The sequence below is a fragment of the Spirosoma sordidisoli genome (genome assembly GCF_004138325.1).
GTDB classification, from domain to species: domain Bacteria; phylum Bacteroidota; class Bacteroidia; order Cytophagales; family Spirosomataceae; genus Spirosoma; species Spirosoma sordidisoli.
In genome coordinates this window covers 143,592-169,504 of sequence record NZ_SBLB01000002.1, presented here as the reverse complement: position 1 = coordinate 169,504, position 25,913 = coordinate 143,592, and the positions used below count along the sequence as shown (strand labels likewise).

The following is a 25,913-nucleotide window of genomic DNA, read 5'->3' as shown; positions in this document are numbered from 1 at the left end:
TCAGATTTTACGAAATGATTCGAAAATAGCTACGATTTTTAGCCAGTCCGGATCTCTCTCGTCATTTAGCGTGACGACTTGTCTGTCTGCATCTACAATCTTGTCTGCTATTTCCTTGCGCACGTATTCAAAGTAATCTGTGATCTTAAACGAGCCGGGGGGAGGTGTTTCAAGTGTTAATCGATTTTCCTTGCCTCGTTGAATAGAGAAAGCCTGATTACCAAACTCTGGCGGAATTGGCCTGATACAAACGTAAACGTCATATCCATTGCCATTCTGAATAGGTTTGAACGTTACAGGAGACTTAAACCGATCAATTGTTTCCTGCCCTTTTTGCGGTCGGTGTACCTTTTTTATGGTTGCACTGTAACTCTTCCATTGTGATTCTGAGGACAGGCCCAGCAGGTCGCGGAATAAGAAATAGCGATCGTTATCTGATTGCGTTGAATAGCCCTCCAGAATGTCAAGATGAGAAGGTTTACTTTGCTGCCGGGCCAACTCTGTTGAAAAATAGGCCTGTTTGATAGATCGTTTGTCCCACTGAACTGATTTCCCAATCATACGTGCTTTGAATTCTTCCGGAGCTTTAGTGGCGGCTACATCAATGTGCCACTGGTCTCGGAGGTAGAAAAAAAGGGGACACTTCACATAAATGACAGTGCGTCCCTGCCCATCCGGCCTGTTATATCCAGCACGAAGTACTCGCCAGAACAACTCTATATGTTTAAATAGATCATTCGTTCTGAGTCCATCTACTCGAAAAAAGTAAGCGTTATGTGCTTGCAATGGCACAACAGACCTGTTCGAGATTTGAGCTGTAAAGCAACCAAATCCTTTTGATTGACGAAGACCAAAGTTTTTGGTACGCAAAAAGTCAGCAAAGTACCGTCGGATCACCTCCACCAATTCACTATGAAAACAAGCAAACGTAACAGTGAAATCTCCATCAATCTGTGTGAATTTTCGAGTGATTGATGGCTGTTGGTCTCCCATATCGCCGAAAAAGCAGGGAAACTTAGGCGGGATTGAAGTAGGCTTCACTTTGTCCAAATCGTAGTCGATTCTGACGCGGTAATCTAAGGCCCAATTCTGTTGCTCAAACTCTTGCCATACATCCTTGTCACGATTTTGGGAGTAGCCAGCTAAGTACGCCTTGTTTTCTTCGAAAATAATCTTGTTTCGTTCAGTATTTGCGCCAATTTTGAAAACATTTCGCCACAGATAATTATCAAACGCTGGTTTCAATTCACTCGCACGTAACAAAGCTCCCGGCTGGTCGGCCTGAAAGTGAATCATGGGCGTATGCTGCCGCAGGGTAAAGGTGGCGTGGAATTCGTCGTTTTTCATGAGGTTTGAGACGGATTTAGGTACTGATCAATGTATCAGTAATGGCCATAGCAGAGCCACTAGGAGTATAATAATGATGAGCGAGATAAGCAGTTGGGGTACTCGTAGCCTCCACCTCCTGTTCGCACTGCCGGAGCGGCTGTCGGTATAAGTCCCGATGGCCCGAAAGTCTTTCCAGAAAAAGACAGCGTTCAGGATAAGCAGGAAAAATACCACCAGAATTGGCACACTCTTATGTATCTCCAGGTATCGCTCAACACTACTATCATTGTTATCCCACCCCTGCTTGATAAAATCCATTCCGTAATACGTTAGCAGAAACGAGGGTATAGAGAAGGTAGATACCAGTAATGTCAGCAGGCTAAGCCGCCGTTTGGTCCCGCTCTCCGATTTTAAAGCCACATATTTGTTGAGCTCGTCGATGTTCCGGCGGGTGATGTCAACCTCTTTATCCAGTTCAATAGCCTCGGCCAGCCGGTCATATAACTCAATCCCCTGCTCCTGCGCCGTTACATCCCGGAAATACATCTTGTTGATGAACGTCAGATACTTCTCATACAGCCCCTCTACGTTACGGTCCAGTCGACTATTCGAATCAGGAGAAAGAGAGGCCAGGTCGGTAGCTTCCTGAGCAAAGCGCAGCAGCGAGGCCCGCTGGATCAGTACGAGCATCACCATCTGGAAATACATAGTCTGGATGTGTGGCAGTACGTATTTTGCCCCGAAATCCGATCCGGTCAGTGCCACAAACGAGTAGCGGGTTATCCCGAAGAGCGTACCGTACTCTACCCATCGGTCATAGGTGTGGTGCCGATTCAACTGGGTCAGCAAGCGCTTGTTAGCCAGACTCCCACCCCGTTCCGGGTCGACAAACACGTAGCTCAACCAGTCCGCATCCCTTTCGTAGGCATAAACCGGTATATCAGTGTCAAGTGGTGCCTGATTCTTGGTCAATTGACCAACCCAATCCGGATTAGAATACCAGCAGAGGGTAAACATCCGGTCGTCGATGATGGGCTTGACCAGTACATATTCTGTCAACTGATCCGTGTCGGCTTCGGTGGTGGTAAAACGCCCTCCAAGCAACGCATGAATAAAGCGGGGAAGCCGTTCCGGGTTATTATTGACCGACTGCCAGCCTGTATTATAGAAAGCAAAATCTTCGGTCAGGGTAGCGTTATCAAGCGTTAGGGCAATGGATGTAGCCAGGTTGTTGGTTTGGGGTGGCTGAGTTGGTACTTCACCGGCCGACCCATGATCGCCCAGAAAAGGCGGATATATGCGTCGGCCACTCTCATTGATGCGGAGAATATCATTCAGGCCGGCATGATCGAAGTTGTCTCCATGAAACGAGATGATCCCTACCCCGGACTGATAAAAGTTGAGCACAATGTCCGTCACCGACAGCGTGTATGTCTTCGACGGATTGTCGGCATCGGTCTTGTTAGCTACTGTGATCGCGTATGATGCTTTGACAAACTGATAATCATACTGGAGTAGTATTTGATCATAGGGTTCTCCCTCCGGTATCTTTGGATCATAGATAACATCCCGGACGGGTTCGTTGAAGTAGGTAAATTCATTATAGTCCCTACCCCGATTCATGTTAAAATTGAAGCGTTTCCAGTATAGATGGGGATCGAAAGGGAGTTCGCCCTCCGTGTAGAGGTTGTGGGTGGCAAACAGCTTTTCTATATCTCCCAAATAAGTCCGCTGTTCAAAGAGTGTGTTCTTCAGGGGACCACCGGCTTTGGAACGAGTTTTGTAATCCCAGCGGAAGGGAAATAGGAAAATATGATGGCTGTAGGGATGAGTTGGCAGGCCAGGACTAGTTGTCTGGGTCATGTTCTGGTTAACAAGTAGGTGCAGATACGATCAACAAGTTGCTCAATCGCTTTTCTATTGTAATGCCCTTTTCCTATGCCAAAGAACCCATTTGGCCCACCACCGTAGTAGGCCCGGCCAGCCGCTACGTCATCAGCGAACGCAGTGGCCAGTTCCGCAGCGTGTTCCCCGAAATAGGTCAACTCACCGGCATTATAAATCAGGAGACGAGGCTCCTGTAAGCGATCGACAATGGGTGAAAATTTAGGTAGATTCGTATAAACAATAGGCAGGTTATTTTTTGTATTTACTAAACGGATATCGGCTTCTGCCTGCTCTTCCATCGCTTCGGTAACACCCTGTGCTTGTCGGTCCAGCCGCCGGATATGGTCGATCTCCGCCTGTGTAGCACCTATCGCCCGCATCGCTGGTATATACCCCTTATCGTTGGCTGAAACCAACTGCTGATACCGGGATAGCGGTACGCCTAATAAGGTAGCTACCTGCTCCAGCGAGGAGGGCAAATGAGCTTTTTCGTTGTGGTGATCAATCAGCAATGCCTTTGACGGTTTGGCGCCCCCCAACTCAACGCCTACCACTAGTTGACCTTCCTGTTCTATAAGCTCAATAACATCCTGATAATCGGTCCAGGATGCCCCCCAGGGTAGACCACGATCAGAAAACGGGATACGTTGTTCTTCTAAAAGTGCCCGGATGGTCAGCATCTCCAGATCGTGACCACCCAGCAAGAAGTAGTAATTCATACGCCAAAGAATAATATCCTCACGAATTTTAATACCCGCAGCCACGATTTTTACCTTGCAGGAAGAACCATCAGCGATACTCAGCCATCTATGTTGAGAGGGTCCTTGAACTAGCTGCAAATAACCAGAGGATCTTAAATCAGCTCCTTTGAATGCGGCTTTGGAACAGCCAAGCCAAGATCCTACGGCCAAATTCCTCGATTACGCTTAACAGATAATAGTTCCGTCGTTCACCCTGCACCCAGATGTATTTGATATCCCAACATACATACTCCAGCGGTCTTGCACTTCGATCCGCTTGAATTTGACTAAATCTCATCTGCCGTTCGGGCGAATAACTTTGCCAATAAACTATCCTTCTCCTTCATTGGTCGGGAGACCGTCTTTTTATCAATGACTTATTCTTTTTTTCAACTCGTGAGCGATATACTCGTAGCCTGACGCATTGAACTCGACCTGTAAAATAGTATGAATATTACTGACAACTTGCTTGCTATTCACCCAAGAGCCGTCTAGTTTGAGGGCCATCTGACTTGGTTTCGCACTGGCTTTACCAGCTCGCGGTTGAGATCGGTTAGGGACATTAATATTTCATCGTTCGTCATGTTGGCAGGCTGATGAATAGGATTGAGTTTACGACAGATAGTACAAAGTGCTATTGTCCTGACTGTCATTGACTGCCCGTCACAACTTCCCGAGTACAGTTCACTAATCGACTCATAACCAGACTGACCTTTGGTTGAATCTTCGTATACATGGTGCTTTATGTGAGCACAATACGCCTGTAGAAACAGTGTGGAAAAGACGATTCTCTTAAGTTAATTTGATTTTCTAACGTATTCACCAATACCCGCTAAAGCCTCTACACACCTTATGCATTACTATACCCTTACCATCGCCGACATTATGGAGCGGAATGTACTATTCTATGATGCTGAAAATGAAGATGCCTGTCGTACTATTTGCCAAACCCTGAATCTTGACAACCTACCGGCTCTTGACGGGCGAAGTTGCTATTTTTTGGATGACGATGGCAACTTTACCTCGCAACCAATTCCGGTGGGCAGTTGTGTTAGGCCCCACGAACGACTATTTGATGATTCCATTTTAAACAAATTTAGACAAGCTAGCCATAACGTCTTGTTTGTGTACGAAGACGAAGACTGCAATAGCAATTTTCTTGCCGTTGTCCACATCTCTGATTTCAACCGTGATGTTGTCATCCAAACCATACAGGATGATATTCTTGTCTTCGAGCGGACGCTACGCCAGTTTCTTATCCTTTTAAAGGAAACGAATACCAGTATTGATACGTATCTGAAGACTGAATCCCCAAAAAAACGCAACAATAAACTAAAAAAACCATACGACAATTACGCTCCCTTCCAGCAGTACAATTTGAGCGATTTACTAGATTTTGCCAGGCACCTGTCTTACCCTGGTGTGCATTACGATGATCTAACTATCAAAGCAATCAATAAAAACCTTCGCAACACTGTCATGCATGGCAAAAATGTTGTAGAACTGGTCAGTAATGATCATTATTCCATTGAGAGCCTTAACGAGCTAGACTTTAATCTTAAGAAGTTGGCTGGAGCTTATTTCACCTTACGCTCAGCAATATCTAAGGACGAAAGCTACATCACGACGAAGCGGGCCCTCAACCAATCTAAACTTAAGCTAATAGCCCAGTCTGGTCAACTTGCTCTCAGAACTATACTGGAGCTTGGATAACTGCTTGAACATGTTATTTTTTACTCGACAAGTTGTCTTGACAGCAGGCTGATATATACATTTGTCCTATGTCATCTATTTATTTAGTATCCTATCGCCCAATTTGCCAAAACAAGGCAGGCCGACAGGCGGTGAAATTGTTTAATTATCCTCCTTACATAGACGGATCTTGCCGCCGGGAACCAGATTTCGAATCTAATTATCCGTCGATAACAGCACTTTGTAGAGCAGGTAAGTTTGCACCTAAACTACAGGTAGGTGACACTGTCATCTACATTTCGTGCAAAGGTAACTATCCACCTCGTAAAGATCCGCATTGGCGGCTGGTCGCCATTCTTAACATAGCTAAGCGATTTGAAACTCACGAAGAAGCAGCATACTGGTACAAAAGCAGTAACATACCACTTCCTTCTAATTGTATGGTTGCGGGGAATGAACCCTTAACCTTTGCCCAGACAAACCAACGCTTCCCCGAAGAGCTGGCTAAGCGTATGGAACCCAATGTTACCGATGAATACAAAGTTAAGAAGTGGAATCAGGCGTATAATAAACGGGCTCACGAGCACAAAGTATTTTTAGCTTGTTCGATTGAGTATCTTGAACTTACAAGCCCTGTTTCGCTGACTTATGACCAACTGACTGAACTATTTGGAAAAATTCCTGGAACTCAAAACCCTAAGAAGATTTCAATAGAACAATTGAATCAATTACGTTCGTTTAGTAAAGTTAGAGAAGGTTTGCTCAATGCCGGTTCGGCCCCTGTAAATGAATAGTTATAGGAAAACGGTTTAAAACAAATGAGTAAAACAGACTCTACATTTAATTATCTCAAAATTAAACTTGTCACAAAGGCCCCCTACCTGAACAGAAAGTTTTAAAAGGTAGTCTCCACAAGTCAATGCTTTATCGTTTAACTAATCCGTCTGCCTGAATTAGGCTCTATACTGAAGTCTCAGTTTTAACTAGTTTATATATGAAATATTTTTCATGGAAATTATGATGAATCGTAAACTGAGGAGCTTTATTTGTGTTAGGCCAGTATCTATTATATGTTAATGTCATTTTCCGTTGTTTTATTCACTAAGGGTGTGTTGGGGAATTATATTTAATAAAACGTCTCGATTCGTTGTAACATGAGCTGGCTGTTGGCTAGATATAGCCAACTCACCGAAGAAGATACTGTATGCTTGTAGTCCTTGACAATCCGCCGGAAATAATTCGTCCAGGCGATGCTAGGCTCCACCACCCATCGTTTGGCCACGGGCACAAAACTATGCGCGGATTCAGGCCGGTAGGCTTTTTTAAACCGGGGCGCCGGAGCGTTCAATGCTCCACTTAGCCAGTTCACCCGCGAACACTCCGATGTAAGTCTGGTCCCCAAAAATCTTTTCCAGCCGGTCCCCTACCCGCCAAAGTACAGCTACGACAAGCTGTTTCGCGAGTGTCCCATCAGCTTGATTAGCAGCGTCCACATCCGCAACCCAGAGTCGACCCTGCGTATCAACGATAAAGGTTCGTTTGCGCACGATAACACATTTATACGGGTCAGTACCCCGATAATTGTCAATCATTGGCGATAGCTTAACCGATTGCGAATCCATGCATAACGTTGAAGGATAGGCTTTGCGTTTGGCGTTAATTCGATCTAGTTGATTAAGGGCGGCACTAATCTGCTCGAAGGTGCCCTTAGTCTTCCACTGGTCAAAGTAATAGTAGCCAGCCTGCCAATGAGGCCTGTCAGATTGCAGGCTTCGCCACCGCGCGGGCGGCCCAGTGACAACCGGTGCGCAGTATCCATAAGATGGTGTCCATAATCTACTGTAAATCGTGCCTACGCTTGCGTTTAAGCCGGGTGGCCGGTGCCATTGAAAAAAGGCGAACCGGATCGCCGGAGCGATTGCTGTCCACTGGAAGTCGGTCATCGGACCGGCAAACGGGAGCGGTGGTTGCCACTGAGAGGTCATACATTTGTTTCTTGCCGGGCCGCCGGTGCGGTCGATACAAAGTTGACCCGGCTACCAGCCTTTTTCAATTCCCCAACATATTCTTATAGTTTTTGATAAGAGAATTTTCAGTTTATGGCTTTGATTATATCCCTCACCAAGTCAGCGAAGCTCTTACCACGGTCATCTATGAATCCGTGTGACACACGTACCTTAGGTTTCTCAATCGTAACCTCCAATGCTATATATTGATCTTGCTGATTCGAAAGCTTTTGAAGCTTAATCCAATCTTCTATCACCTGCTCGAAGCCGCCACTCGTGCCTGGCACATAGACCAATTCTCGCTTAACATATGCTGCATCTATAGTCGTAAGATCAAGTGGGTGCGGAATCACGCATAGAGCAAACTTTTCCGGTTGCTGTACAGCTAATGTCGCTTGAGAAAGTGCCATACGTAAAGGGTATCTTTTAGAGCCAATCACATACGATTTCACCTCGATAAAAAAACACTTTTCATTGGCGGTATTTAGAATCAGGTAATCACAATCTCCTTTGCCTTGATATTGGATAGTGGCGGGAATATTCACGCTAAGTAATGCTTCTCTGAACAGTTGTTCCATAGTTTGCCCGATAGCAAAGTTGGTTGCAAACGACGCATCCTCTATTTGTTGTTCGCGTACAAAATTCAGGGCCTTCGACAGTAGTATATCATTCGGTTCAAGCTCGACAAGTTGCCTCAACTTTGCCAAGTTAATATTTGAGTCCGCGATAGCCACCAAATCTGATAACTGCTCAGGCTTTCGCAGTAACCTCATTACATCCTTACTCTTGTCACTCTTCTCGATGGTAAGTTTATAAAACGTCCCCCCTAACTCATCTACAAATTGACCTAAATAGGTTCTTGCCAGCATCTCGTGGGTTTCGCACCATTCTATCAAACTTAGTAGTGGAATACGGAATTCTTGGTGCCGCCTATAATGGATAGCTGAGTCTGCTTCCTGAACTAGCTCATTTCCTAGCTCTTCCATTTTGTAAACCTTCGGTAAAGCCAACTGAATACCGTTGGCTAACAACCGTGGTGGCCACAACTTCAACGGGTTGAACTGATGCAAAATATCTAGTAATTCATCGTCTAACATCTGCCCACCGGGAGTTCCATAATTATGTAGTGAATCATAAGAACACAAGATATCAAGCCGGTTAGGAACTATGTTTCCATCTTCTATCAAATGCTTATACTCAGCACTTCCATCCAAGAAGACTAGGTAATCATTCAACCATTTCCGCGCTGCTTCAACATCGTTTTTCCCATATAGTGTGTTAGACAAGCCTACTAACGTAGCACAGATCTCAATGCGTTGATTTAGTAATCGAGTGAACAATTTTGCCGCATTACCTAGGTGGAAGCCTTCCAGACTCTCCACTCTCTGGGTGCCACCGTTCAAATGTAATAGCTCTTCAGCGTAACCAAATAGACGACTCCTGTATGTATTATCTCGAGTTTCAGCAGTGGTAAGACGTAGCAATGACACAAGAACTGTTTGTGCGTCGGACCGAGAAAGAAAATCTGACGTCACTAAATTTCCCATCTTTTCTTCCGTATTCAGTACCTTGTTTATTTCCTTTGATGCATCGCTAAGTCCTCTGTCTTGGTGCTTATAACCTGGCAAGTGGACGTTACGGGGAATCAGGTCTTCACGCCACGGTAAGTCTAACATATCTAGCACGTCAAGTATCGGTGCTGGTATTAGTTCATCAGGACGCTCTACCCATAATTTATCCAAATTTCTTAAGTCCCCTTTCTGGTTGGGAACTACCGAATATGTTTTCAGTAGATCTAGCTTCTTATACCTTGCCAAAAAAGTATAAAGTCGATTCAGCCATGATAGTTTTTTTACCTCGTCGGTGATAACGTCACCACCAAGCCGCATTGCTAATAAACTATCATTCCCAGACACTATCTCCAGTAGCTCGTCAACATTAATAAATAACGGCTGATCCCCCCAAGTATTCAGTTCGCTTTCGGGACCTATAGCTGATATCCAGAATTCCTGCAAATCATGACGAGGCACCGAGGCTGGCCCCAAGTAGTCGGCTACCAACTCATACAGTTCAGCATTAGCTACTTTAATTTCATCAGATGAGCCCGGTGTAAAACGTGGAATGCGCACCATTAATAGGGCCTCTGTAGTGCCAGCTTCAGTTTCTACCAGCGGTTTGCTAAGCAAATTTGCACGCCAACTCCGCTGTAACCCTCGATACCACTTTTTTGTATCATCATCTAAATCGGCTTCCGGTAAGCGCGTTGTCGCTAATACGAAACGATTCGTTGCTCCTTGCTTTATTAACCAGTCGGTGAACGCTATCGTCGCGATTTGGGCCGCTTCCAAGATATCCCGGTTCGCTTGAAATACGCCCTCAGTACCATTCAAAAATACACTGTCGCGTCGCTCATTTGGAAAAAAGTGGTAGCCATTCAGCGTGAATGGATAGTAGAATTTCTCCGAACCGATCAAAGGAAAGTCACGATACAGCATGGGCTGCTTGCCTGTATTATACACTAACTTCCAGGTGGAAAAATCACTTACTTCGGCCAGCAGTCGAAATGAGTCCGTTTCGTAGGTTACAAAGTAGCGTGACGGTGTGTCCGTTGGTGATCCGCTATCAGTCTGAACCACCTCGAACCGGCTTACCGCGTCGTTGTCTTCTTCATCCTGTAATGCCACCCGTCGGTAAGTTTGCTCAGTCCCATTAGGCATTAGCACTCGTACTTGTTTGATTTTTGGCAGATTAACCAGCGTCGCTGGTAATGTATGTACCAAATCGGCAAGGCCTACTCGCGCCGATTCCTGGCTTTCGCCGGTAACCAGGTCATATGTAAAGCTTGTGTCTAGATCATTTTCGGTACGTTCAGCGTCGTAGTGTTCTATCAATTCAAATGCAGGGTCTTGGTCCAAGAGCAATACTTGATCGAGAGCTGAACTAAGCTTGATTAACAAATCTTCGGATGAGTTTCCCGAACGATCGAGTAGGATCTGAAAACGCCGATGCTGGCCAATGTGGGGACGCTTAACCACGCCAGCCACCTTTATTTTCGCCGATAGTAGATGGGTACTGATAAAGCCCGTTCCAAACTTACCTGTTACATTGTTATCGCTGCTATCTGACGCCTTAGAGCTAACCTGCTGAATCAAGCCCGTCAAATCGGCCACTCGAAATGGGTCGGCGTTGTGTCTGAACGTTAGCTGGTCTGGGAGATATTCGATCTCTATTGATACACCACCCCAGTCCTTGGGCACTGGTAAGTCTTTGGCGTTTTGCATCAACTCCCAGATCCAGCGCCGATTTGATTTGGCCTTGTCGTTGCGTACCTGATTCAGGATGCTGATGATCTTATCCGCAGTGAGTTTGCGGTTATTACGCTCAATGCTTGCTTGAACATCATTTCTTTCATCTAGTGCCGGATTAGTCGAATTCACAGGGGGTGTATATTTAAATTAGTAGTTTAGATGTCAAATCGATCTTGTGTAGTTGTAATGATGCAGGGGTATGCATTCAAGCAAAATGACTATCACAGCTCCAACTAATTATAATGTATTGCGAGTAAGAAGTGATTGATCAGACGGGTTTGAGCAGTTTTCCCTGCCGTGTGACCGATGTATCGTAGCGCGGATCCAGCACTGTTCTGAACCCAGATAGCATAAACGCCCGACTTACCCCCAACATTACGTAGCTTCTCCCGGTTTGAACTGCTCAGCTGTTCTTCCTGCGGCCACAGCGGATCAATTTCGAAATACATTACGTTGGCCGGATTTACCAGCGCTTGTTCTACCTTATCGATGAGCTGGTTAATTTCACTGATGGCGGTTTCGGATAGGTGTAGTTCAGTCATAGTAGAAGCAAGCGTCAGAAGTGCCATTGCTCTGCCCAACTCCAGTGAATGAAGTTACGTAGCGGCTCCGGCATGTTGGGGAATTCCTGACGGAACTGCCTCATGTGGAAACGTGCGTTTTTTGAGGGGGTCCTCAGGTTTCGTACGTGTAACCCATGCTGTTCTCCGTAGGCTTCGACTTCCGCCCATTGTTGATCGAACAGGGCAATGCCTTGCAACCGCGTAAGGTATACGTTTTGGATGGTGGGGTGCTCACGGAGCAGTCCAACGATATCAGTTAATGTAAAGTCATGAAAGTGCTCGGCAATCTTAGCATCCTGGTAACTACCCAAGATTTGCCGATGCTGTTCGTTCTCTTGGTCAGCGTCGTTGATGCAGAAAATGATATCGGTTAGGGCAATCCCGTACTGTGAACAGAAGGCCTTCCAGACTTCGGGCGGTTGCCACCGAAGATTTAAGCCGGCATCGTGCAGACGGGGCAGCACATCCCAGCAGTAGTTATTACCGACACGACCGTAAAGCCATTCGGCTGCGTTACCCGCAGGCCAGGCAGGATTGAACGTGCCGACCAGCAGTGTATTCGGCGCGAAGTCAATTCGCTGCAGGTTGAGGTAGTTATGAAATTTATGTAGACAGGGCATATTGGGGAAGTCATAACGGGATAGACTTGACTAGGGCGTTTTACATGATACCGACCGTTTCCAGCCATTCAGCCCAGATTTGGTCAGCTATCTCTTTGCCGCTTAACTCTTTGCCTTCCTGTCTGCTGTAGTAGTCAGCCTGCATCCAAAAGAGGTGATAATCGTCGTAACTGAGCCTAAATTGCTTATCCGCTCCTCGGTTGTTCTGGGTTGTGATTTTATAGGTCAGTTCTCCGCTGTCGCTTCTTAAATAGCCAGCGTTCTGATGCTCAGCTGTGGTAGCAAAACGTAATCTGGCCTCGGTGTTTATCTTATTCCGGTTCACCAGCAGAGACTCGAAAACGGTAGCGGTATCGGTCTGAATGCGGGCCTTTATGTTTTCGATGCTGATTATTTCCTCAATGAATCGCTTCAGGTAGTTTGCCACCTCCTGAAAAGTCTTCTCCACAAACTCAATCTTTTCAATTGAGTCAAAATCTTTTTTGACCTTATAATTCCTTGATGGAACGGTGGGGGGTGAGGTTGCTGGTTCTGTCATCCAATCGGTCCCTTGTGCACTTCCGGCCGACTGGGCCAGCTTTCTGAGATTCTGGATTACGTCCAGGAACGCTGTGTTTTTGTTCTCCCAAAGGCTGATTGCTTTTCCATCGCGGGGCAGTGCCTTAAATTGGCTAAAAGGCGTGTTATGCCAGTCGCAGGGCTCGACAATGATGGGGACAATAATAATCTCGCCCCGCTCCTGCATCTCAAGCGCGGTTGAAAACTCCCGATCATAGCAGTAGTTCGACGCGATGTAATCAGGACTCAGCAGCGCTAGAAACAGTCTCGATTTGCTGAGTGACGATGATATGGTCGTGTCGAGCTGGCCACCGGCTACTATATCTCGGTCAGTCCAGGTGCTGATGACGTTCTCCCGTTTTAGTTGGGCCAGGTGCTTATGCAAACTATCAAGTATGGCCGAGTCCTGGTGGCTATATGAAACAAAGGCGTTCATGCAGAATTGTTGAGCTGGTTAATAGAGGTTAGTGATGGGTAGGTTTTGGTTAAGCGAATTGAATCTTGCTGGTTAGTAGCTGCTGCCTCATGCCCTGCGTAACGGGCTGGTACTTATCGGGCTTGCGCTCCAATGTTTCCAGTTCTGCGTCCATGTCGGACAGGATTTGCGCACCGGCGCGTTGCTCGACTGGTTCTGAATAGGGTATGAAGATCACAAGCTCACTATTTGTATACTGGTTTAAGTCGACTAAATAACGCTGCAATAGCATCAATTCACTGATTTTAAGTTCTTCCATAGCTAGTAAATGCTTGTCTACGCCCAGTACACCCGTCCCTGTGCAGCCTGCTGATACACATGCTGGTAAACGGCATCCCGCTTTTCGGTAAAAATCTGTCTATCATACGAGTCGGGCAGGTCACTGTCTAACACATCCCCAACCAGTTTCTTAACCCGCCCCTGCAAGGATACATCCTTGTACCAATCTACCGTTAGTACGGTTCGCTGTACCTCGGTTTCCTGCAACTTCTGTAGTAAGTGCTGGGCTGCGGCTTTTACTTTGGTTTTCTCGGCTGGGCTGAGTTCATCTTTGAACAACAAGTCAAAAATCTCCAATTCCTCCTCAGTCAAGCCTTCAGCGGCAGCTCGTTTTTCTTCCTCCCGAAGTTGTTCGGCATATTCTTTCAAGGCCTTGAAAAAAGCCTGAACATCACTACTAACGTTGTTGTAGTTAGCAATGATGTCATTTAGCTTCTGCGCCAGGTCTACTCGGTTAACATTACGACTTAGTAGTTTCTGTACCTGATTACGCAGAAAATCCACCATGTCGGTGATGGCCAGGTGCTTGTAAGGCTTTTGCTGAAACTTCTGCTGGAGGAGATCGAAATCAATGCCGCTCAGGTCAATTTCCGACAATGACTCAATGGAGTAGCCGGTAGATACAATAGATTCGTCGATGAGTTGACTTGCTTTTACCTGGGCATTCTCGTAGTCGCCCGTATGGTTAACCTGCCGGCTGATGATCTTACGCAGGTATTCGAAGACTTCCTTAATCCGCTTGTATTTGCCCCGGTATGGCGATTCGGGCAATAAGCTTTCAGTCAGTATGTCGGGCTTGCAGGCTTCATAAAACGAGGTGATGGCGGTTTGATAGACTGAAAATTCTTTCTTCAGCTCTTCCGTACGCGACAAGGCGTCGGAAAAGGCCTGGAACTGGGCTAGCTTATCAAAGGCCTGACTACTATCCGTCAGCTGGGTTACAGGTAGCCCCTGGCTATCCATAAATCGGACGGCTTCGGTAATGGCAGCGTTCAGGTAACCCAGCAGGTCATCGAACACTTCAGCGGGATATTCGCTCTTACCACCCTGCGACCGTGCATACTTGGCCAGGGCTTTTTCCAGGCGGGTAAATACGCCGATATAATCGACAACCACCCCTGCTTTTTTCTCGTGAACCTTTAATGAGTTTGCCGTTGCCACGCTACCGTCGTCGGCCAATGCAGGAGCCACCCGGTTCGCCCGGGCGATGGTCTGCATCAGCGTGTGGTTTTGCATGGGCTTGTCCAGGTAGAGCGTAGAGATGGTGGGCGCATCGAAGCCGGTTAGCCACTTGGCACATACGAAAGCCAATCGAAACCGGTCGGCTGGGTTGCGAAAGCGATCTTCGATGGTTTCGTGGTCATCCCCCCAGGTTCGGTTCATCATGTCCCGGTGGGGCCGTATGTCGAGCCCTTCTTTACTAAATTTACTGTCTTCGTCGGCTTCGTAGGAGACAACGACGCATAGCTCGGTCTCGCGCATCCATTTGCGTTTGGTGTCCAGTTCAGTCCGTTCCGGCGAGCCAACCGGCAGTTTGTTGATCTGCCCGCGCAGCTCTTTGATTCGGTCTTCCCAATGCCGCTTTACCTTATCGTGCATGCGAACGGCGGTAAACTTGTCAATGGATATAACCATACCTTTTCCCAGGTAGCCGCGCTCCGGAAAATGGGCTACTATGTCTTTAGCAATGGTATCCAGCCGGTCGTTGTCGGTAATAACGGTTGTCACATTGGCATACTGTCGGGTCAGCCGTTCCTGCTGCTCGTCGCTCAGGTTCTCATCTTCCAGTATTTCGGCGTATTCTTCATTCAGCGTGTCATTCTGCAACAGCACTTTCGGAACGCGGTTCTGGTAGAAGATGGGAACAGTCGATCCGTCGGCTACACTGTCGGCAAAGTCATATCGGCTCACATAGTCGCCGAACCATTCTTTGGTTTTTTCGTCGGCGTCTAACAAAGGGGTGCCCGTGAAGGCAATGTAATTAGCCCTCGGTAGCGCGCGGTGCATGTTCTCGCCCAGATCGGCATACTGGCTCCGGTGGGCTTCGTCTACCAGGACTACGATGTCGGTACTGCTGGTGAGTTCGGGAAAGGGTTTTCCTTTTTCTTTAGGGTTGGTCCTGAACTTGTTGATGAGCGTGAAGACATAGGGCGATGCGTCGGTGAGCATCCGCACCAGCGACGCCCCGTCGGGCGCCCGTCCAATGGCGTTCGGCTTGCCGCGCCCGTTACCCTGGGCGGTCTCAATCAGGTGCGTTCGTACGAAGGTTTTGTAAATCTGGTCTTCCAGGTCTTCCCGATCCGTAACGATCACGAACTTAAACTGACCTTTGATTTTACGCTGGATCTTCTGCACAAAGAAGGCCATCGAGAAGCTTTTACCACTGCCCTGCGTGTGCCAGAATACACCCAATTTGCCTTTGTTTTCGTCACGCTTTCGGAATGACTCGATGGCGTTGTTGACCCCGAGGTATTGGTGGTTTTTGGCAATGATCTTGGCGCGGTTGGCGTAAAACAGGACAAAGTTTTCCAGCAGGTCAATCAATACGTGCTTTTGAAAGAGACCCCGCAGTACCCGTAATAAGTCGATCTCGTGTTCGGGAACGGTAGATTCGCTTTCGTCGCTGATTTTCTCCCAGTTAAAAAACTGTTCGTAGTCGGCCGTATGACTGCCTACTTTGGTTTCGGTGGAGTTCGACAGCACCACAACCAGGTTGTAATGAAACAGGGTTGGAATGTCGCGTTTATAATCGGTTAGGTTTTTGTCGTAAGCCTGGCGGGTCGATTCTACTGCGTTCTTGAGTTCGACAAACACCATGGGCAGCCCATTGATGTAAACAATCAGATCGGGCCGGCGGGTGGCTTTGCCCCGTATAGTCAACTGCTGAACAACACAGAAGTGGTTGTTGGCGGGGTGTTGGTAGTCAATATAACGTACCCGCTGTTTGGTATAATTGCCCTTGCTGTCCTGCGTAGGTACGTCGAAACCCTCGCGCAGTAGTTTGGTAATGGCCTGGTTGGCGTCAAAGAGGCTGAGGTGAGCGCGGGATTGGGTTAGTTCCTGCTCAGCAGCGGTTAGCACATCTGCGGTAATTGCGGGATTTAGCCTGTGTAGACTTGCCTGCAGGATTTGGCTTCGGACCACCTCGGCGGCCTGACTCCGGCCAAACACGGCGTTGCCATCGTCGGGTAGTTGCCACAGGTTCAGGTGTTCATCATAGCCTAATTCGTTCATAAGAACGGGTATGCATTCCTGTTCAATGTCGTTTTCGGAGATGTAGTTTGCCACGTACTAGTTATGTCAAAGAGAAAGGGATTTAGTCAGGTGTTAAACGCCCGGCGCTGCTGGTATTCAACCGGGCTTGATCTGCCCGGCTGGCGCGGTTCGCCACAAACAAGGGTCAATCGGAAATGGCTTCGCGCTGATGACGGTAATGCGTTCATAGGCTGAATGTCGGGGGTGTAAAAGGTAATTTACCGATTCAGCTACTACGGCAGAAGGCACGCCCACGGCCAGCACATCAGGGGTAACCAGCCAGTTAGCCAGGCAGGCATGGTTGGCCCTAAAGTCGGCTTCGTCGCGCCAGTTGACGGGTAATTGGTCAACCGTAAGGGTGCGAACAAGTTCAATACCCTCCTCCCCTTTGGGCAGTTCCAGCGTCAGCAGGCAAAGGGTAGGCAAGTCTTCGTACGGCAGGGTGGGTAAGTGTAGCAGTTGCTCCAGTAGGGTTAGCTCGGGACTGGCAGAGGAATACAGTATACCGACGCCGACTGGATTCCAGCGGCCTCCCAACCGCCGGGCGCCTTCAGTAGAAAGGGGTGTGTCGACAAAGCGCTCTTTGATGAGCCGGTATACACGCATGGGCCAGGCACCGGTTAGGCGTAGATGCCGTGTTCTATGCGCCCCAGTACGGTATGCACCATACCGAAGCCAGTAACGGTATCCAGCAGCGAAACGGGAGCTTGTCGACGGAGTTCGGCCAGGGGAACGCGTAGCCAGCGCCCCAGCACGTCGGCTCGATCATCGAATACGTCGAGGCCGTGCCAAATCAGGACTTCTAGCAACAGCAGCCGTTCTGACGCATTCAAATCCAGGCGGGCGTCGGGTGCGATGCGGTGCAGAGTACGTTCGGATACGTTGAGAATACGGGCCATTTCGCGGTCGGTCAGGCCAACCAGCCGGGCTACCTCGTCGACTTTGGCACGGCTAACCCCGACCCGTGCCTGATCGACCAGACCAAAACCGCTGTCGGCAGAACCCGTATGTAAGACAAATTCCATATGGTGTGTTATTTGTCTTAAAAATAGGTGCCATTTGGCAGATACACAAGCGAATTTATTAATAGGCACTCAGTATGTAACTAAATGCAAAGGCCATATGAATGGTACCTATGGCATACATGAGGTACAGATATAATAAACCGCGGGTATAATTATAATTGACTGACTCATGCCGAATTTTGAACCCGAAATAAATAACAGCGGTATAGAAGAAAACAAAAGAAAAACGTTTGCGCCAATTCTTAAAAACTGGTCTTGGACTATTTCCAGCCTGGTCTTTAAAGTGGATTCCCAATTCTGAATCTTGGTACATTTTACTCCGTAGACGCTCAATATGCCAGTAATTATAAGTTAGAAAGGATAAGAAAAAAAAGGGCAGCCAGATAACAAGTATACGCCAACGATCATATCCGAAATTCCACCACCATTCGTTGAAGTAGTTTATAAACAGGCTAAGCCACCCAAACTTATATTCATTTTGCATTTTACGGTATTCTATATCCCAGCCTTGCACACTCTTAGTCATGCCTGCTTCCTGACAATTCTTAATTAGCGCTTCGTAAAGGCTTGATTTCTCTTCATAGGTGTAGACTGGCTTCGGTTTATTTGAATCCAGGAGAGCAACTAGTACACTGTCGTTTAGTGGTAATAGTTCGTCGAATGCTATTTTGAAGTAGTCATATGGAAGAATAAATCGACTTACATCCGTGTTGCGTAGCGAGATAATACATTTTGCACTTGGGTCTCCCGTTCGTTTTCTGAGGCTATCAATCTGGGTGTGCGTAAAGTCAACTTTTGCATTGATTTCCAGCGGGCTTTTATAGGTAAACTGCACATCGTTAAAACTTAACTCATTGGGAAGTTGTGCATTGGTGAAAACTGGATTTATGGCAAATGTACTACTGTTAAAAGTAGTAAACTGCGGAAAAATTGTACTTGAAAATTTAGCTTCGTCATTGAAATAAATGTCACTCAAATGCGATATTCTCTCAAACAGAGCCCCGCTAAAATCAGCTTTACCCAAAAAGGCAACTCCATCAAAGTTCGTATCTTCTCCGAAGGTTACCCCCTGGAACGAAGCAGGTTCGGCAAACGTGCTATAGTTAAAATTTGCACTCTCAAAGTAAGAGTAATCGAACCCTACATAGCGCCGAAACGTGGTATGCCCAAATTCATTGGCTTGAAATCGGCTCCATTGTATAAAACAAGTATCCCCTATAACATTCCCGTCTCCGGTATACGTACAGAAGGAGGTTGTGTCAGTTAGCGAAAAAGTAAATAGCTTTTTATCCTTATTACTGATAGAAATTCGATAACCTGGTGCTATGAAGTTTTCACTTTGCTTAGTTAAGTACTCAGCAAATAGAATACGATGTCGATCAATAGCTTGTTTATTAAAAGCCCTGGAACGATTAACTGGAGCCAAAGGCAAACTTCTTCCAAAATAAACCCTGCTCCGTAAATCCTCTGGAATAAGTTGCCCCGATGGTAGCAACGACCAATTACGAGATTGACCTAATGCCGTCAGATGTATCAGGCAGTACAGCAAAAGCCACGAGAGACGCTTCATAACCTCTTTTAATAAGCACTTATGATATAGCTAAAGGCAAAGGCCATGTGAAGGGTACCTACGGCATACATAGTATATAAATACAACAGGCCTCGTGTGTTCTTATAATTGACGGCTTCGTGGCGAATTTTAAAGCCAAAATAAATGACAGCTGTATAGAAGAAAGCAAACGCAAACCGCTCCCACCCATATTGTACCGGGGGCGCGGTATGGGCATGACGTTTGAGAAAAGCTTTGCCTAGCTCATTGTCCTTATACATTGTACCCCACAGTCGGTTAAGTGCAATGTAATTATAGGCGAGAAAGAATAAGAAAAAAAAGGGAAGCCAAATAACTAAAATGCGCCACTTGGCATAACCAAAATTCCACCATACCCAGTTAAAAAGATTAACTAAATGCCCAAAGCCTAAAAACCAATAATTATGTACGTTTTGTAATCTCCGATAGTCTATATCCCAGTCTCTGGCGCTTTCGTTCATGCCGGCTTCCCGGCAGTTCTTTATGATACTTTCGTAAGCACTTATTTTTTGCTCATAAGTGGTACCCTGTCCAAACATTAACAAGAACCGGTCATAAGGCAAAAGAAATCGGTCAACATCTGTATCATCAAATTGAATACTGCATTTTGCCCCTTTTATCCTGGCTTGTAAGGTATCCAGGCGGGACCTTCGAAAGTCGATTTTTGAACTTATATCCGTGAGATCGTCATACTCAAATGACGTGTTGTAGAAATAAATAAATGTTGGAAGCTGTGCTTCCGAAAAATCCATACCAGCGTTACAGGTAACTTTCTGAAAATCCAGGTTTTCATGAAAAACCACTTGATTGAAAGACACATTACCCCCAAATTTGGTATTACTGAACGAAGTATGATTACTAAATTTGGCATTTTCAAAGGTTACTTCTTTTTCAAATCTGACGAAGTTAAACGGGCCATCCCCATCAAAAGTTGCATTTATGAAAGATGCGGTTTCTTTAAAACGGCTACCTGAAAACGTAGATTTTTCAAAAAAGAATGAATTGTTAAAATCTACGAACGAATTAAATGAAATATTAGAAAAATCAGAATTTACGAAGTAACAATAAAAGAAAAAGCAGGAGTCCAAAAATGTAGTACGACGGGAAATCTTGTCACAAAAAATCACTTTATCATATAAACCTAAACCAATTATTGATGTGTCTCGATCTGACAGATCGACAGCCGACAAAACACGCTGAGTTACTTTGTTTTTTATATACCTGTACTCCGAAAATGACAGTATGCGTATGTCCGGAATTTTCTTTGCCTGCCGGGTACTTTGCCCTAAACTCCCCACTGAAACCAGTAAAACACATAATGCAGTTACAATGTATCGCATAGTTTCAGTAGGGATTAGCTTACTGTTCTATCATTTCCTCTACCACAATCTGCCCGCTTAATAACCGCGGCAACAACGCATCCCTCGTTTGACGAAGGGCGATTAGCTGATTTTGCAGGTTTGCAATTTTTATTTTTATCGGTGCTATAATTACTCCAAATTTTTCCATGGAATGCCTGTCTGGCCGAATCACTTTTGCACCTGAAATAACCTCACGTAGTAATTCAGTCTGGCCAGTTGAACCTAATGCCATTGCTTCAAAATAGTTCTCTAAGCTAGCAACTAAGAAGCCATAGTATTCAGGCGAAACATCTTTATTAGGCCGAGCGATTGTTACGTGACTATCAACAGTTACGTTATCAACCGTTGTATAAACTTGTGCTGTTCGTCCAAGTGTTCCCTCCCCGGTCGAGTTGATAAGTACGTCGCCAAAACATACCGTGCGATTTACTGAAACTTGTTTAGATTGTGAGCGACCGATTGAGTAGTCGATGCGTCCGTCTCTAATACAACGTTGATTTAGACATAAAATCTTACCTTCTTCATCATATGCAGGGGATATTCCACGCTGGATTACACTTGAAAGATTACCTAATTCTGTTCTCTCCCACCCCTCCGGTAACCCACCATCTTTACTTGGCTGCGCGTACGGACACCGGCCACGAACGAACCACTCGCGGTAAATTTCCTGTGCCATGTTTTCCAACTTGCTGATTTGCTGCTGGTAGTTGTCAATCAGCGCATCGTATTGGCCCAGGATGTCGGCGATTCGGCGTTGTATTGGAAGGGGGGGCACAGCGACTTTTATTGTATGCAGTGCATTACGATTTAAACCTGGTACCGCTCCTGCAGAATTACTACTTTCTAGATCGGTAACCTTTAAGAGATAATAGATGAATCTTGGATAGTTCCCTTTAAAATCTTTAACGAATAAAGTAGTATTTAAAGGCCAGTAATTTGTTTTGACAAAGTGAACTTCTCCAAGCGTCCCATATCGTCCTGTAACGACTCCTGGACCACTTTCTTTGCTTTCATTATGATAACCTGTAATACCGGAAGAAGATACAATTGGGACGCTCCCCCCTTGCCTAAATTGAGATGGTAAATCATAGCCACGCTGCAACGTAAGTACGTTACCCAATTCCTTAATCTGCCACTCCTTCATACTACTTCCTCCATGTTTACGTCCATAAATAACAGCTTTACCTCTTCCGCAATCTGTTGTTGCAGCTGATCGGCTTCGGTGTGCAGGGTTGCCAATGTATTAGTCTGATTTTGTATGAACTCCCGGAATTCGTCGGCGGTCATGCCGTCGTCTTCCAGCGCTACGCCCACGTAGCGGCCGGGGTTGAGTGAGTATTGCTGAGCGGCAATGTCGGCGCGGCTGGCTACTTTGCAGAGCCCTTCTACGTCGCGGTACTCAGCGTCCGGAAAATGGCTGTCGAGCCAGTGGAGCTGCTGGCCAAAGTAACTGACCCGCTCCAGTACAAACAGCAGGTCGTCGCGCTCACTGGCCAACGCCCGCAGCAGCCCCCGAATGTCAGCCTTGGTGAAGCTTTTATCCTTATCTGGGCGCAGGGTTTTGTCGGCAAAGCTCACGGCTTCGTCGGCTTGTTTGTACAGGGCGTTAATGGCGGCTTTGTCGGTAAGCTGGTCGGCCGTCGCATCAATCAGCGCGTCTACCGTGGTTGCCCAGGCCGGGTTATTGTCAAGGGCGGCTTTGGCTTCTTCGCTGAGCAGCATGGCTACCGTGTTGAACCAGATACGCAAGCCATTTCCCAGCTTATGCAGCGCGGCCAGTACCCGGCCCCTGTGGATTTCTTCGCCCTGGTAGGTCTTCTTACCGTCGGGATGCGCTACCGCTGCGTTCTGCCAGGTCGTGAGGGCGGTTTGGTAGCGAGAGCGCAACTGGTGAAACTGGTCTGTCTCGCCCCGGTGTAGCCATACAATCGACGTAATGTTCATCAACTGGGCCTGCGTAAAGGCCCGCGTCGACCGGCTGGTCTGGTAATAAATGCGCCGGGCGTCGATAAACAACGTCTGATCATGGCGAGGGTGTTGCTCATTGGTTTTGGCCTTGTCAAAAAACCAGAGCGTAACGGGCAGCGTCACCGTATAGAAAAAGTTCGACGATACAGTCACCATCACATCTACGATCCCCGCGTCTACCAGATTCTTCCGTACCTCTGCTTCTCCGCCCCGCGCATCGCTGGCCGAGTTGGCCATCACAAACCCCGCCCGGCCGTTGGCATTAAGCGCAGTAGCAAACAGCGACACCCATAGGTAGTTGGCGTTCGAGAACGTATCCGATTTTTTACCCGACTTAGCAGCACTGACCGGCAGCCCATAACGGGCAAACAACGGGTGGCCTTTGATGTCTTCTACCGCAATACCATCGACGTTAAACGGCGGGTTGGCCATCACAAAGTCGAATTTACCTTCGGTATCGGCATAGTCTTCGGTGTATACGCTGGCCGACAGAGACGTATCTACATTGCGGATGTCGCCTTTCAGTCCGTTCACGAACAGATTCAGCCGGGCCAGGTTTGCCGTCTCTTTTACTTTCTCCTGTCCATAGATCGACACGTGGTCGGTTTCATTATGCGATCGGATAAACTTGGCCGACTGCACAAACATACCGCCGGTACCACAGGCCGGGTCGAAGATGCGGCCATCGTGCGGCTCCAGAATCTCCACTATCAGTTTCACCACCGACGTAGGCGTATAGAACTCACCGCCTTTCTGTCCTTCTGACAAGGCAAACTTGCCCAGGAAGTACTCGTATATTTTCCCGAAAGCATCGCCTTCGGCTACGGTAATGCGGGATACTTCGCGCAGCACCCTGCGCAGGGTGGCGTCGGGTATTTTTTCGTAATCGTTTTTAGGTAACTCAATGCCAGCTTCCGGATTGGCTTGCTCAAAGGCACTCATGGCCTCCTTTACCGCTTGAATAGCATTGTCGTCACCACTCAGATCTAGCAGGGTAGAAAAGCGGGCTGCTTCGGGCAAATAGTACCCGCAAAGCCGAAAATAAATTTCTTCGAGGGTTTCGGCATTCCGGCTGTCTTTGGTGGCTTCAAATTCGGCTACCGCCTTTTCCGTGATTGCATCGAAGCGGTTAGAGGCATAGCGCAGGAAAAATAACCCCAGCATTGGGGATGCGTACTCGCTGGATTTTAGTTTGGCACTGGCCCGGAGTTGATCAGCCGCATTCCACAAGCTTTCTTCAAACTCTTGCTTTTGGGATATTCGGTCGAAAAGTAATTCGCGAACGTCACTCGTCGTAGATGACATGTATTTATTTATTGAAATAGTTGAGCAATATAGAAATGCCCAAAGTTCATTCAAACGGTCAATTGTGAAAACAATAGAATACAAATATTTATTTGCTTTTTCGATAAATTAAACTAATAAATATTTGTAAGCATCGGCCGTAAACCTATCTTTGTTCAGCAAAGGCAAACCTCACCCTTTGAACTGACAACGTGCTGATTGGCTACGCGCGGGCAAACTCCGAAGATCAGACCCTAAGCCTGCAGGTCGATGCACTCAAAACCGCAGGCTGCGAAAAAATCTTCCGCGAGAAGGTTTCAGTTGCTAGGGCCGAACGGCCCGAACTGAATAAGATGCTCGGCCAGATACGCGCAGGAGATACGGTCGTGATCTGGAAGCTCGACCGCCTGGGCCACTCCATGAAACATCTGGTCGGGCTGGTGACTGAGTTCAAAAACCGGGCGGTCGAATTCAGGAGCCTGAAGGAATCCATCGACACCAGCAGCGCTGTCGGTAATTGTATATTCCACCTCTTTTCCAGCCTGGCCGAACTGGAACGCGATCTGATCCGCGAACGAACGAACGCCGGACTCTCTGCTGCCCGACAGAGAGGACGCGTCGGCGGCCGTCGACGCGGTATCACGCCCGACCTCATGAAGAAGGGCCCCACCGCCAAACTGCTTTACGAATCCAAAACCGTTGGCGTCGACGAACTAAGCCGGCAGCTTGGTATCAGCAAGCCGACTCTTTATAAGCTCCTCAAACACGAGGGCGTTCAGATCTCACCGTATACCAAACAATCAACATGAACCTGCTATTCGAAAAACGAGAAGTAACCCGGCCCGCCAGCCCTGAAGAGAAAGGCGACCTGATGAAACGACTGCTGGAGGTCCTGTCTCAGATCGATCAGACTGAGGAAGAGAAAAAGTCCGTAGTGGCGGATTACAACAGCCAGCTGAAAGACATGAATAAGCGGGTTATTCAATTGCGCTATAATCTGCAAACCAATACGGTAACCCAGGAGGTCGACGTCCATGCGGTCATCAATGAAATGTCTGGCATGACGGAGTACTACGACAGAAACGGTATCGAGGTGATTGAGTTGCGGCACAAAACCAGCCGCAAAGACCAGGACGAAGCGGCTGCAAAGCGTCAGCTGGCCATGTTTGACGAACAGGCTGCCAATCCGGATGAGGACGTCAGGCCATTCACTGACATACGCACGGCATTGGATATAGCCGACCTGGGCGAAGCCTTCGGCCAAACGATGTCCGTCTCAGCTGACGCAGCCCGAAACGATGCAGATCCGCTGCAGACCCAAGCGGCTACAGCGGCCGACATCCGCAACGCCCAACCGCTGCCCGAAACCGGATTCGATGTATCCGACACTGGAACCGATTGGCCCGATACCCTGGCCAGCGTAGATGAAACGGACACCGCTGCAGAACCAACGGCTACGACCGGTGAAGCGGGAGTCGAATCGTTCGACCCGGCCGGGCTGGATCTGTTGCAGGCCGATGCCAATGTATCCGGGGCGCTGCCGGACCGCCAGACCGCACCGAAGCCCGTCAGGAAGAGCCAAAAGAAGCCTAAACCAGTAACGGCCTAAACCGATGAACACGGCTATCAACTTCCAGACCAACTGGAACGGGAAATTGGATTGTAGGTGCTTCACCACGTTTCGGCTAGCGGGCGGGAAGTACCAGGTTGGAAAAATCTACGACATTCAGCTCAACGGGAAGTCCATCAAGAAGGCCCGGTGCCTCGACAAAAGAGTGTTACGGCTCGATCAGGTGAACGAGTGGATCGCGCGGATCGATACGGGCTATTCCCTGGAGGAGTTTCGTAACCTCGTCCAGACCATGTATAAGAACATCGTCAGGGATTTCACTACACAGGAGTTTGTCCTGGTACTTCTGGAGACAATAGACGAATCAACCACCAGCCCCGGATCGTGACAGGTTCGGGCTCCCAT

At 47.4% G+C, this 25,913-nt stretch carries 20 protein-coding genes; 5 read left to right on the top strand and 15 right to left on the bottom strand.

Translation table 11 applies throughout. From position 1 onward, the window contains the following. Genes EQG79_RS09180 through EQG79_RS09170 form a run of 3 tightly spaced genes read right to left on the bottom strand, consistent with a single transcriptional unit; the run spans position 1 to position 4,055 of the window. On the bottom strand, positions 1–1,347 hold the full coding sequence (locus EQG79_RS09180) for a hypothetical protein (protein ID WP_129601261.1): 1,347 nt from the start codon (positions 1,345–1,347) through the stop codon (positions 1–3). Between the two features lie 27 nt (positions 1,348–1,374). Then, positions 1,375–3,192 (bottom strand): hypothetical protein, encoded by a 1,818-nt coding sequence (locus EQG79_RS09175; protein WP_129601260.1) that lies wholly within the window; start codon positions 3,190–3,192, stop codon positions 1,375–1,377. After that, positions 3,189–4,055, bottom strand: a complete 867-nt coding sequence (locus EQG79_RS09170; protein ID WP_206445580.1) for a hypothetical protein — start codon at positions 4,053–4,055, stop codon at positions 3,189–3,191. The genes EQG79_RS09175 and EQG79_RS09170 overlap by 4 nt, the downstream gene beginning before the upstream one ends. Positions 4,056–4,808: 753 nt before the next feature. Here EQG79_RS09170 and EQG79_RS09165 point away from each other — a divergent pair. Together EQG79_RS09165 and EQG79_RS09160 are read left to right on the top strand one after the other, a co-directional pair. Further along, entirely contained in the window at positions 4,809–5,669 is an 861-nt protein-coding gene (locus EQG79_RS09165; RefSeq protein ID WP_129601258.1) for a hypothetical protein, read from the top strand. Between the two features lie 68 nt (positions 5,670–5,737). Then, positions 5,738–6,442 carry a hypothetical protein gene (locus EQG79_RS09160; RefSeq protein ID WP_129601257.1) on the top strand — a complete coding sequence of 235 codons (705 nt, stop codon included), beginning with the start codon at positions 5,738–5,740 and terminating at the stop codon, positions 6,440–6,442. 1,298 nt (positions 6,443–7,740) lie between these two features. Here the strand turns inward: EQG79_RS09160 and EQG79_RS09150 are convergent. The 12 genes from EQG79_RS09150 to EQG79_RS09095 all read right to left on the bottom strand — a co-directional run bounded on the left by EQG79_RS09150 (position 7,741) and on the right by EQG79_RS09095 (position 23,959). Continuing rightward, on the bottom strand, positions 7,741–11,091 hold the full coding sequence (locus EQG79_RS09150; RefSeq protein ID WP_129601256.1) for a sacsin N-terminal ATP-binding-like domain-containing protein: 3,351 nt from the start codon (positions 11,089–11,091) through the stop codon (positions 7,741–7,743). A gap of 104 nt (positions 11,092–11,195) precedes the next feature. Further along, positions 11,196–11,504: a hypothetical protein gene (locus tag EQG79_RS09145; RefSeq protein ID WP_129601255.1), complete on the bottom strand. Its 309-nt coding sequence runs from the start codon at positions 11,502–11,504 to the stop codon at positions 11,196–11,198. A gap of 14 nt (positions 11,505–11,518) precedes the next feature. Beyond that, positions 11,519–12,145: a hypothetical protein gene (locus tag EQG79_RS09140; protein ID WP_129601254.1), complete on the bottom strand. Its 627-nt coding sequence runs from the start codon at positions 12,143–12,145 to the stop codon at positions 11,519–11,521. A gap of 40 nt (positions 12,146–12,185) precedes the next feature. Beyond that, the gene (locus EQG79_RS09135; RefSeq protein WP_129601253.1) at positions 12,186–13,139 is read right to left on the bottom strand and encodes a toll/interleukin-1 receptor domain-containing protein; all 954 of its coding nucleotides are present in this window, start codon (positions 13,137–13,139) and stop codon (positions 12,186–12,188) included. A gap of 49 nt (positions 13,140–13,188) precedes the next feature. Continuing rightward, on the bottom strand, positions 13,189–13,437 hold the full coding sequence (locus EQG79_RS09130; protein WP_129601252.1) for a restriction endonuclease subunit S domain-containing protein: 249 nt from the start codon (positions 13,435–13,437) through the stop codon (positions 13,189–13,191). A gap of 17 nt (positions 13,438–13,454) precedes the next feature. Continuing rightward, the gene (locus tag EQG79_RS09125) at positions 13,455–16,745 is read right to left on the bottom strand and encodes a type I restriction endonuclease subunit R (protein ID WP_129601251.1); all 3,291 of its coding nucleotides are present in this window, start codon (positions 16,743–16,745) and stop codon (positions 13,455–13,457) included. Between the two features lie 63 nt (positions 16,746–16,808). Then, positions 16,809–17,318: an RES family NAD+ phosphorylase gene (locus EQG79_RS09120; protein ID WP_129601250.1), complete on the bottom strand. Its 510-nt coding sequence runs from the start codon at positions 17,316–17,318 to the stop codon at positions 16,809–16,811. A 14-nt stretch (positions 17,319–17,332) separates the two neighbouring features. Next, complete coding sequence (gene parS, locus EQG79_RS09115) at positions 17,333–17,737, bottom strand: type II RES/Xre toxin-antitoxin system antitoxin (RefSeq protein ID WP_129601249.1); 405 nt, start codon at positions 17,735–17,737, stop codon at positions 17,333–17,335. A 58-nt stretch (positions 17,738–17,795) separates the two neighbouring features. Further along, a complete protein-coding gene (locus tag EQG79_RS09110) occupies positions 17,796–19,307 on the bottom strand; it encodes a pentapeptide repeat-containing protein (protein ID WP_129601248.1) in 1,512 nt (503 codons plus the stop codon). A gap of 8 nt (positions 19,308–19,315) precedes the next feature. Further along, positions 19,316–20,665: a pentapeptide repeat-containing protein gene (locus EQG79_RS09105; RefSeq protein ID WP_129601247.1), complete on the bottom strand. Its 1,350-nt coding sequence runs from the start codon at positions 20,663–20,665 to the stop codon at positions 19,316–19,318. Between the two features lie 19 nt (positions 20,666–20,684). Beyond that, positions 20,685–21,830, bottom strand: a complete 1,146-nt coding sequence (locus tag EQG79_RS09100; protein ID WP_129601246.1) for a restriction endonuclease subunit S — start codon at positions 21,828–21,830, stop codon at positions 20,685–20,687. Then, positions 21,827–23,959: a type I restriction-modification system subunit M gene (locus tag EQG79_RS09095; RefSeq protein WP_129601245.1), complete on the bottom strand. Its 2,133-nt coding sequence runs from the start codon at positions 23,957–23,959 to the stop codon at positions 21,827–21,829. Before EQG79_RS09095 ends, EQG79_RS09100 begins: the two co-directional genes overlap by 4 nt. A gap of 191 nt (positions 23,960–24,150) precedes the next feature. On the opposite strand from EQG79_RS09095, the gene EQG79_RS09090 reads away from it, so the two are divergent. The 3 genes from EQG79_RS09090 to EQG79_RS09080 are packed head-to-tail and all read left to right on the top strand — an operon-like array spanning position 24,151 to position 25,896. After that, a complete protein-coding gene (locus EQG79_RS09090) occupies positions 24,151–24,747 on the top strand; it encodes a recombinase family protein (RefSeq protein ID WP_129601244.1) in 597 nt (198 codons plus the stop codon). Beyond that, positions 24,744–25,547 carry a hypothetical protein gene (locus EQG79_RS09085; RefSeq protein WP_129601243.1) on the top strand — a complete coding sequence of 268 codons (804 nt, stop codon included), beginning with the start codon at positions 24,744–24,746 and terminating at the stop codon, positions 25,545–25,547. The genes EQG79_RS09090 and EQG79_RS09085 overlap by 4 nt, the downstream gene beginning before the upstream one ends. 4 nt (positions 25,548–25,551) lie before the next feature. After that, on the top strand, positions 25,552–25,896 hold the full coding sequence (locus EQG79_RS09080) for an ASCH domain-containing protein (protein ID WP_129601242.1): 345 nt from the start codon (positions 25,552–25,554) through the stop codon (positions 25,894–25,896). Positions 25,897–25,913: the final 17 nt, after the last annotated feature.

Coding starts and splice junctions, on each gene's coding strand:
- EQG79_RS09160 (WP_129601257.1), top strand. CDS start 5,738: ATGTCATCTATTTATTTAGTATCCTATCGCCCAATTTGCCAAAACAAG.
- EQG79_RS09180 (WP_129601261.1), bottom strand. CDS start 1,347: ATGAAAAACGACGAATTCCACGCCACCTTTACCCTGCGGCAGCATACG.
- EQG79_RS09140 (WP_129601254.1), bottom strand. CDS start 12,145: ATGCCCTGTCTACATAAATTTCATAACTACCTCAACCTGCAGCGAATT.
- EQG79_RS09135 (WP_129601253.1), bottom strand. CDS start 13,139: ATGAACGCCTTTGTTTCATATAGCCACCAGGACTCGGCCATACTTGAT.
- EQG79_RS09165 (WP_129601258.1), top strand. CDS start 4,809: ATGCATTACTATACCCTTACCATCGCCGACATTATGGAGCGGAATGTA.
- EQG79_RS09100 (WP_129601246.1), bottom strand. CDS start 21,830: ATGAAGGAGTGGCAGATTAAGGAATTGGGTAACGTACTTACGTTGCAG.
- EQG79_RS09145 (WP_129601255.1), bottom strand. CDS start 11,504: ATGACTGAACTACACCTATCCGAAACCGCCATCAGTGAAATTAACCAG.
- EQG79_RS09085 (WP_129601243.1), top strand. CDS start 24,744: ATGAACCTGCTATTCGAAAAACGAGAAGTAACCCGGCCCGCCAGCCCT.
- EQG79_RS09130 (WP_129601252.1), bottom strand. CDS start 13,437: ATGGAAGAACTTAAAATCAGTGAATTGATGCTATTGCAGCGTTATTTA.
- parS (WP_129601249.1), bottom strand. CDS start 17,737: ATGGAATTTGTCTTACATACGGGTTCTGCCGACAGCGGTTTTGGTCTG.
- EQG79_RS09095 (WP_129601245.1), bottom strand. CDS start 23,959: ATGTCATCTACGACGAGTGACGTTCGCGAATTACTTTTCGACCGAATA.
- EQG79_RS09110 (WP_129601248.1), bottom strand. CDS start 19,307: ATGAAGCGTCTCTCGTGGCTTTTGCTGTACTGCCTGATACATCTGACG.
- EQG79_RS09120 (WP_129601250.1), bottom strand. CDS start 17,318: ATGCGTGTATACCGGCTCATCAAAGAGCGCTTTGTCGACACACCCCTT.
- EQG79_RS09105 (WP_129601247.1), bottom strand. CDS start 20,665: ATGCGATACATTGTAACTGCATTATGTGTTTTACTGGTTTCAGTGGGG.
- EQG79_RS09080 (WP_129601242.1), top strand. CDS start 25,552: ATGAACACGGCTATCAACTTCCAGACCAACTGGAACGGGAAATTGGAT.
- EQG79_RS09175 (WP_129601260.1), bottom strand. CDS start 3,192: ATGACCCAGACAACTAGTCCTGGCCTGCCAACTCATCCCTACAGCCAT.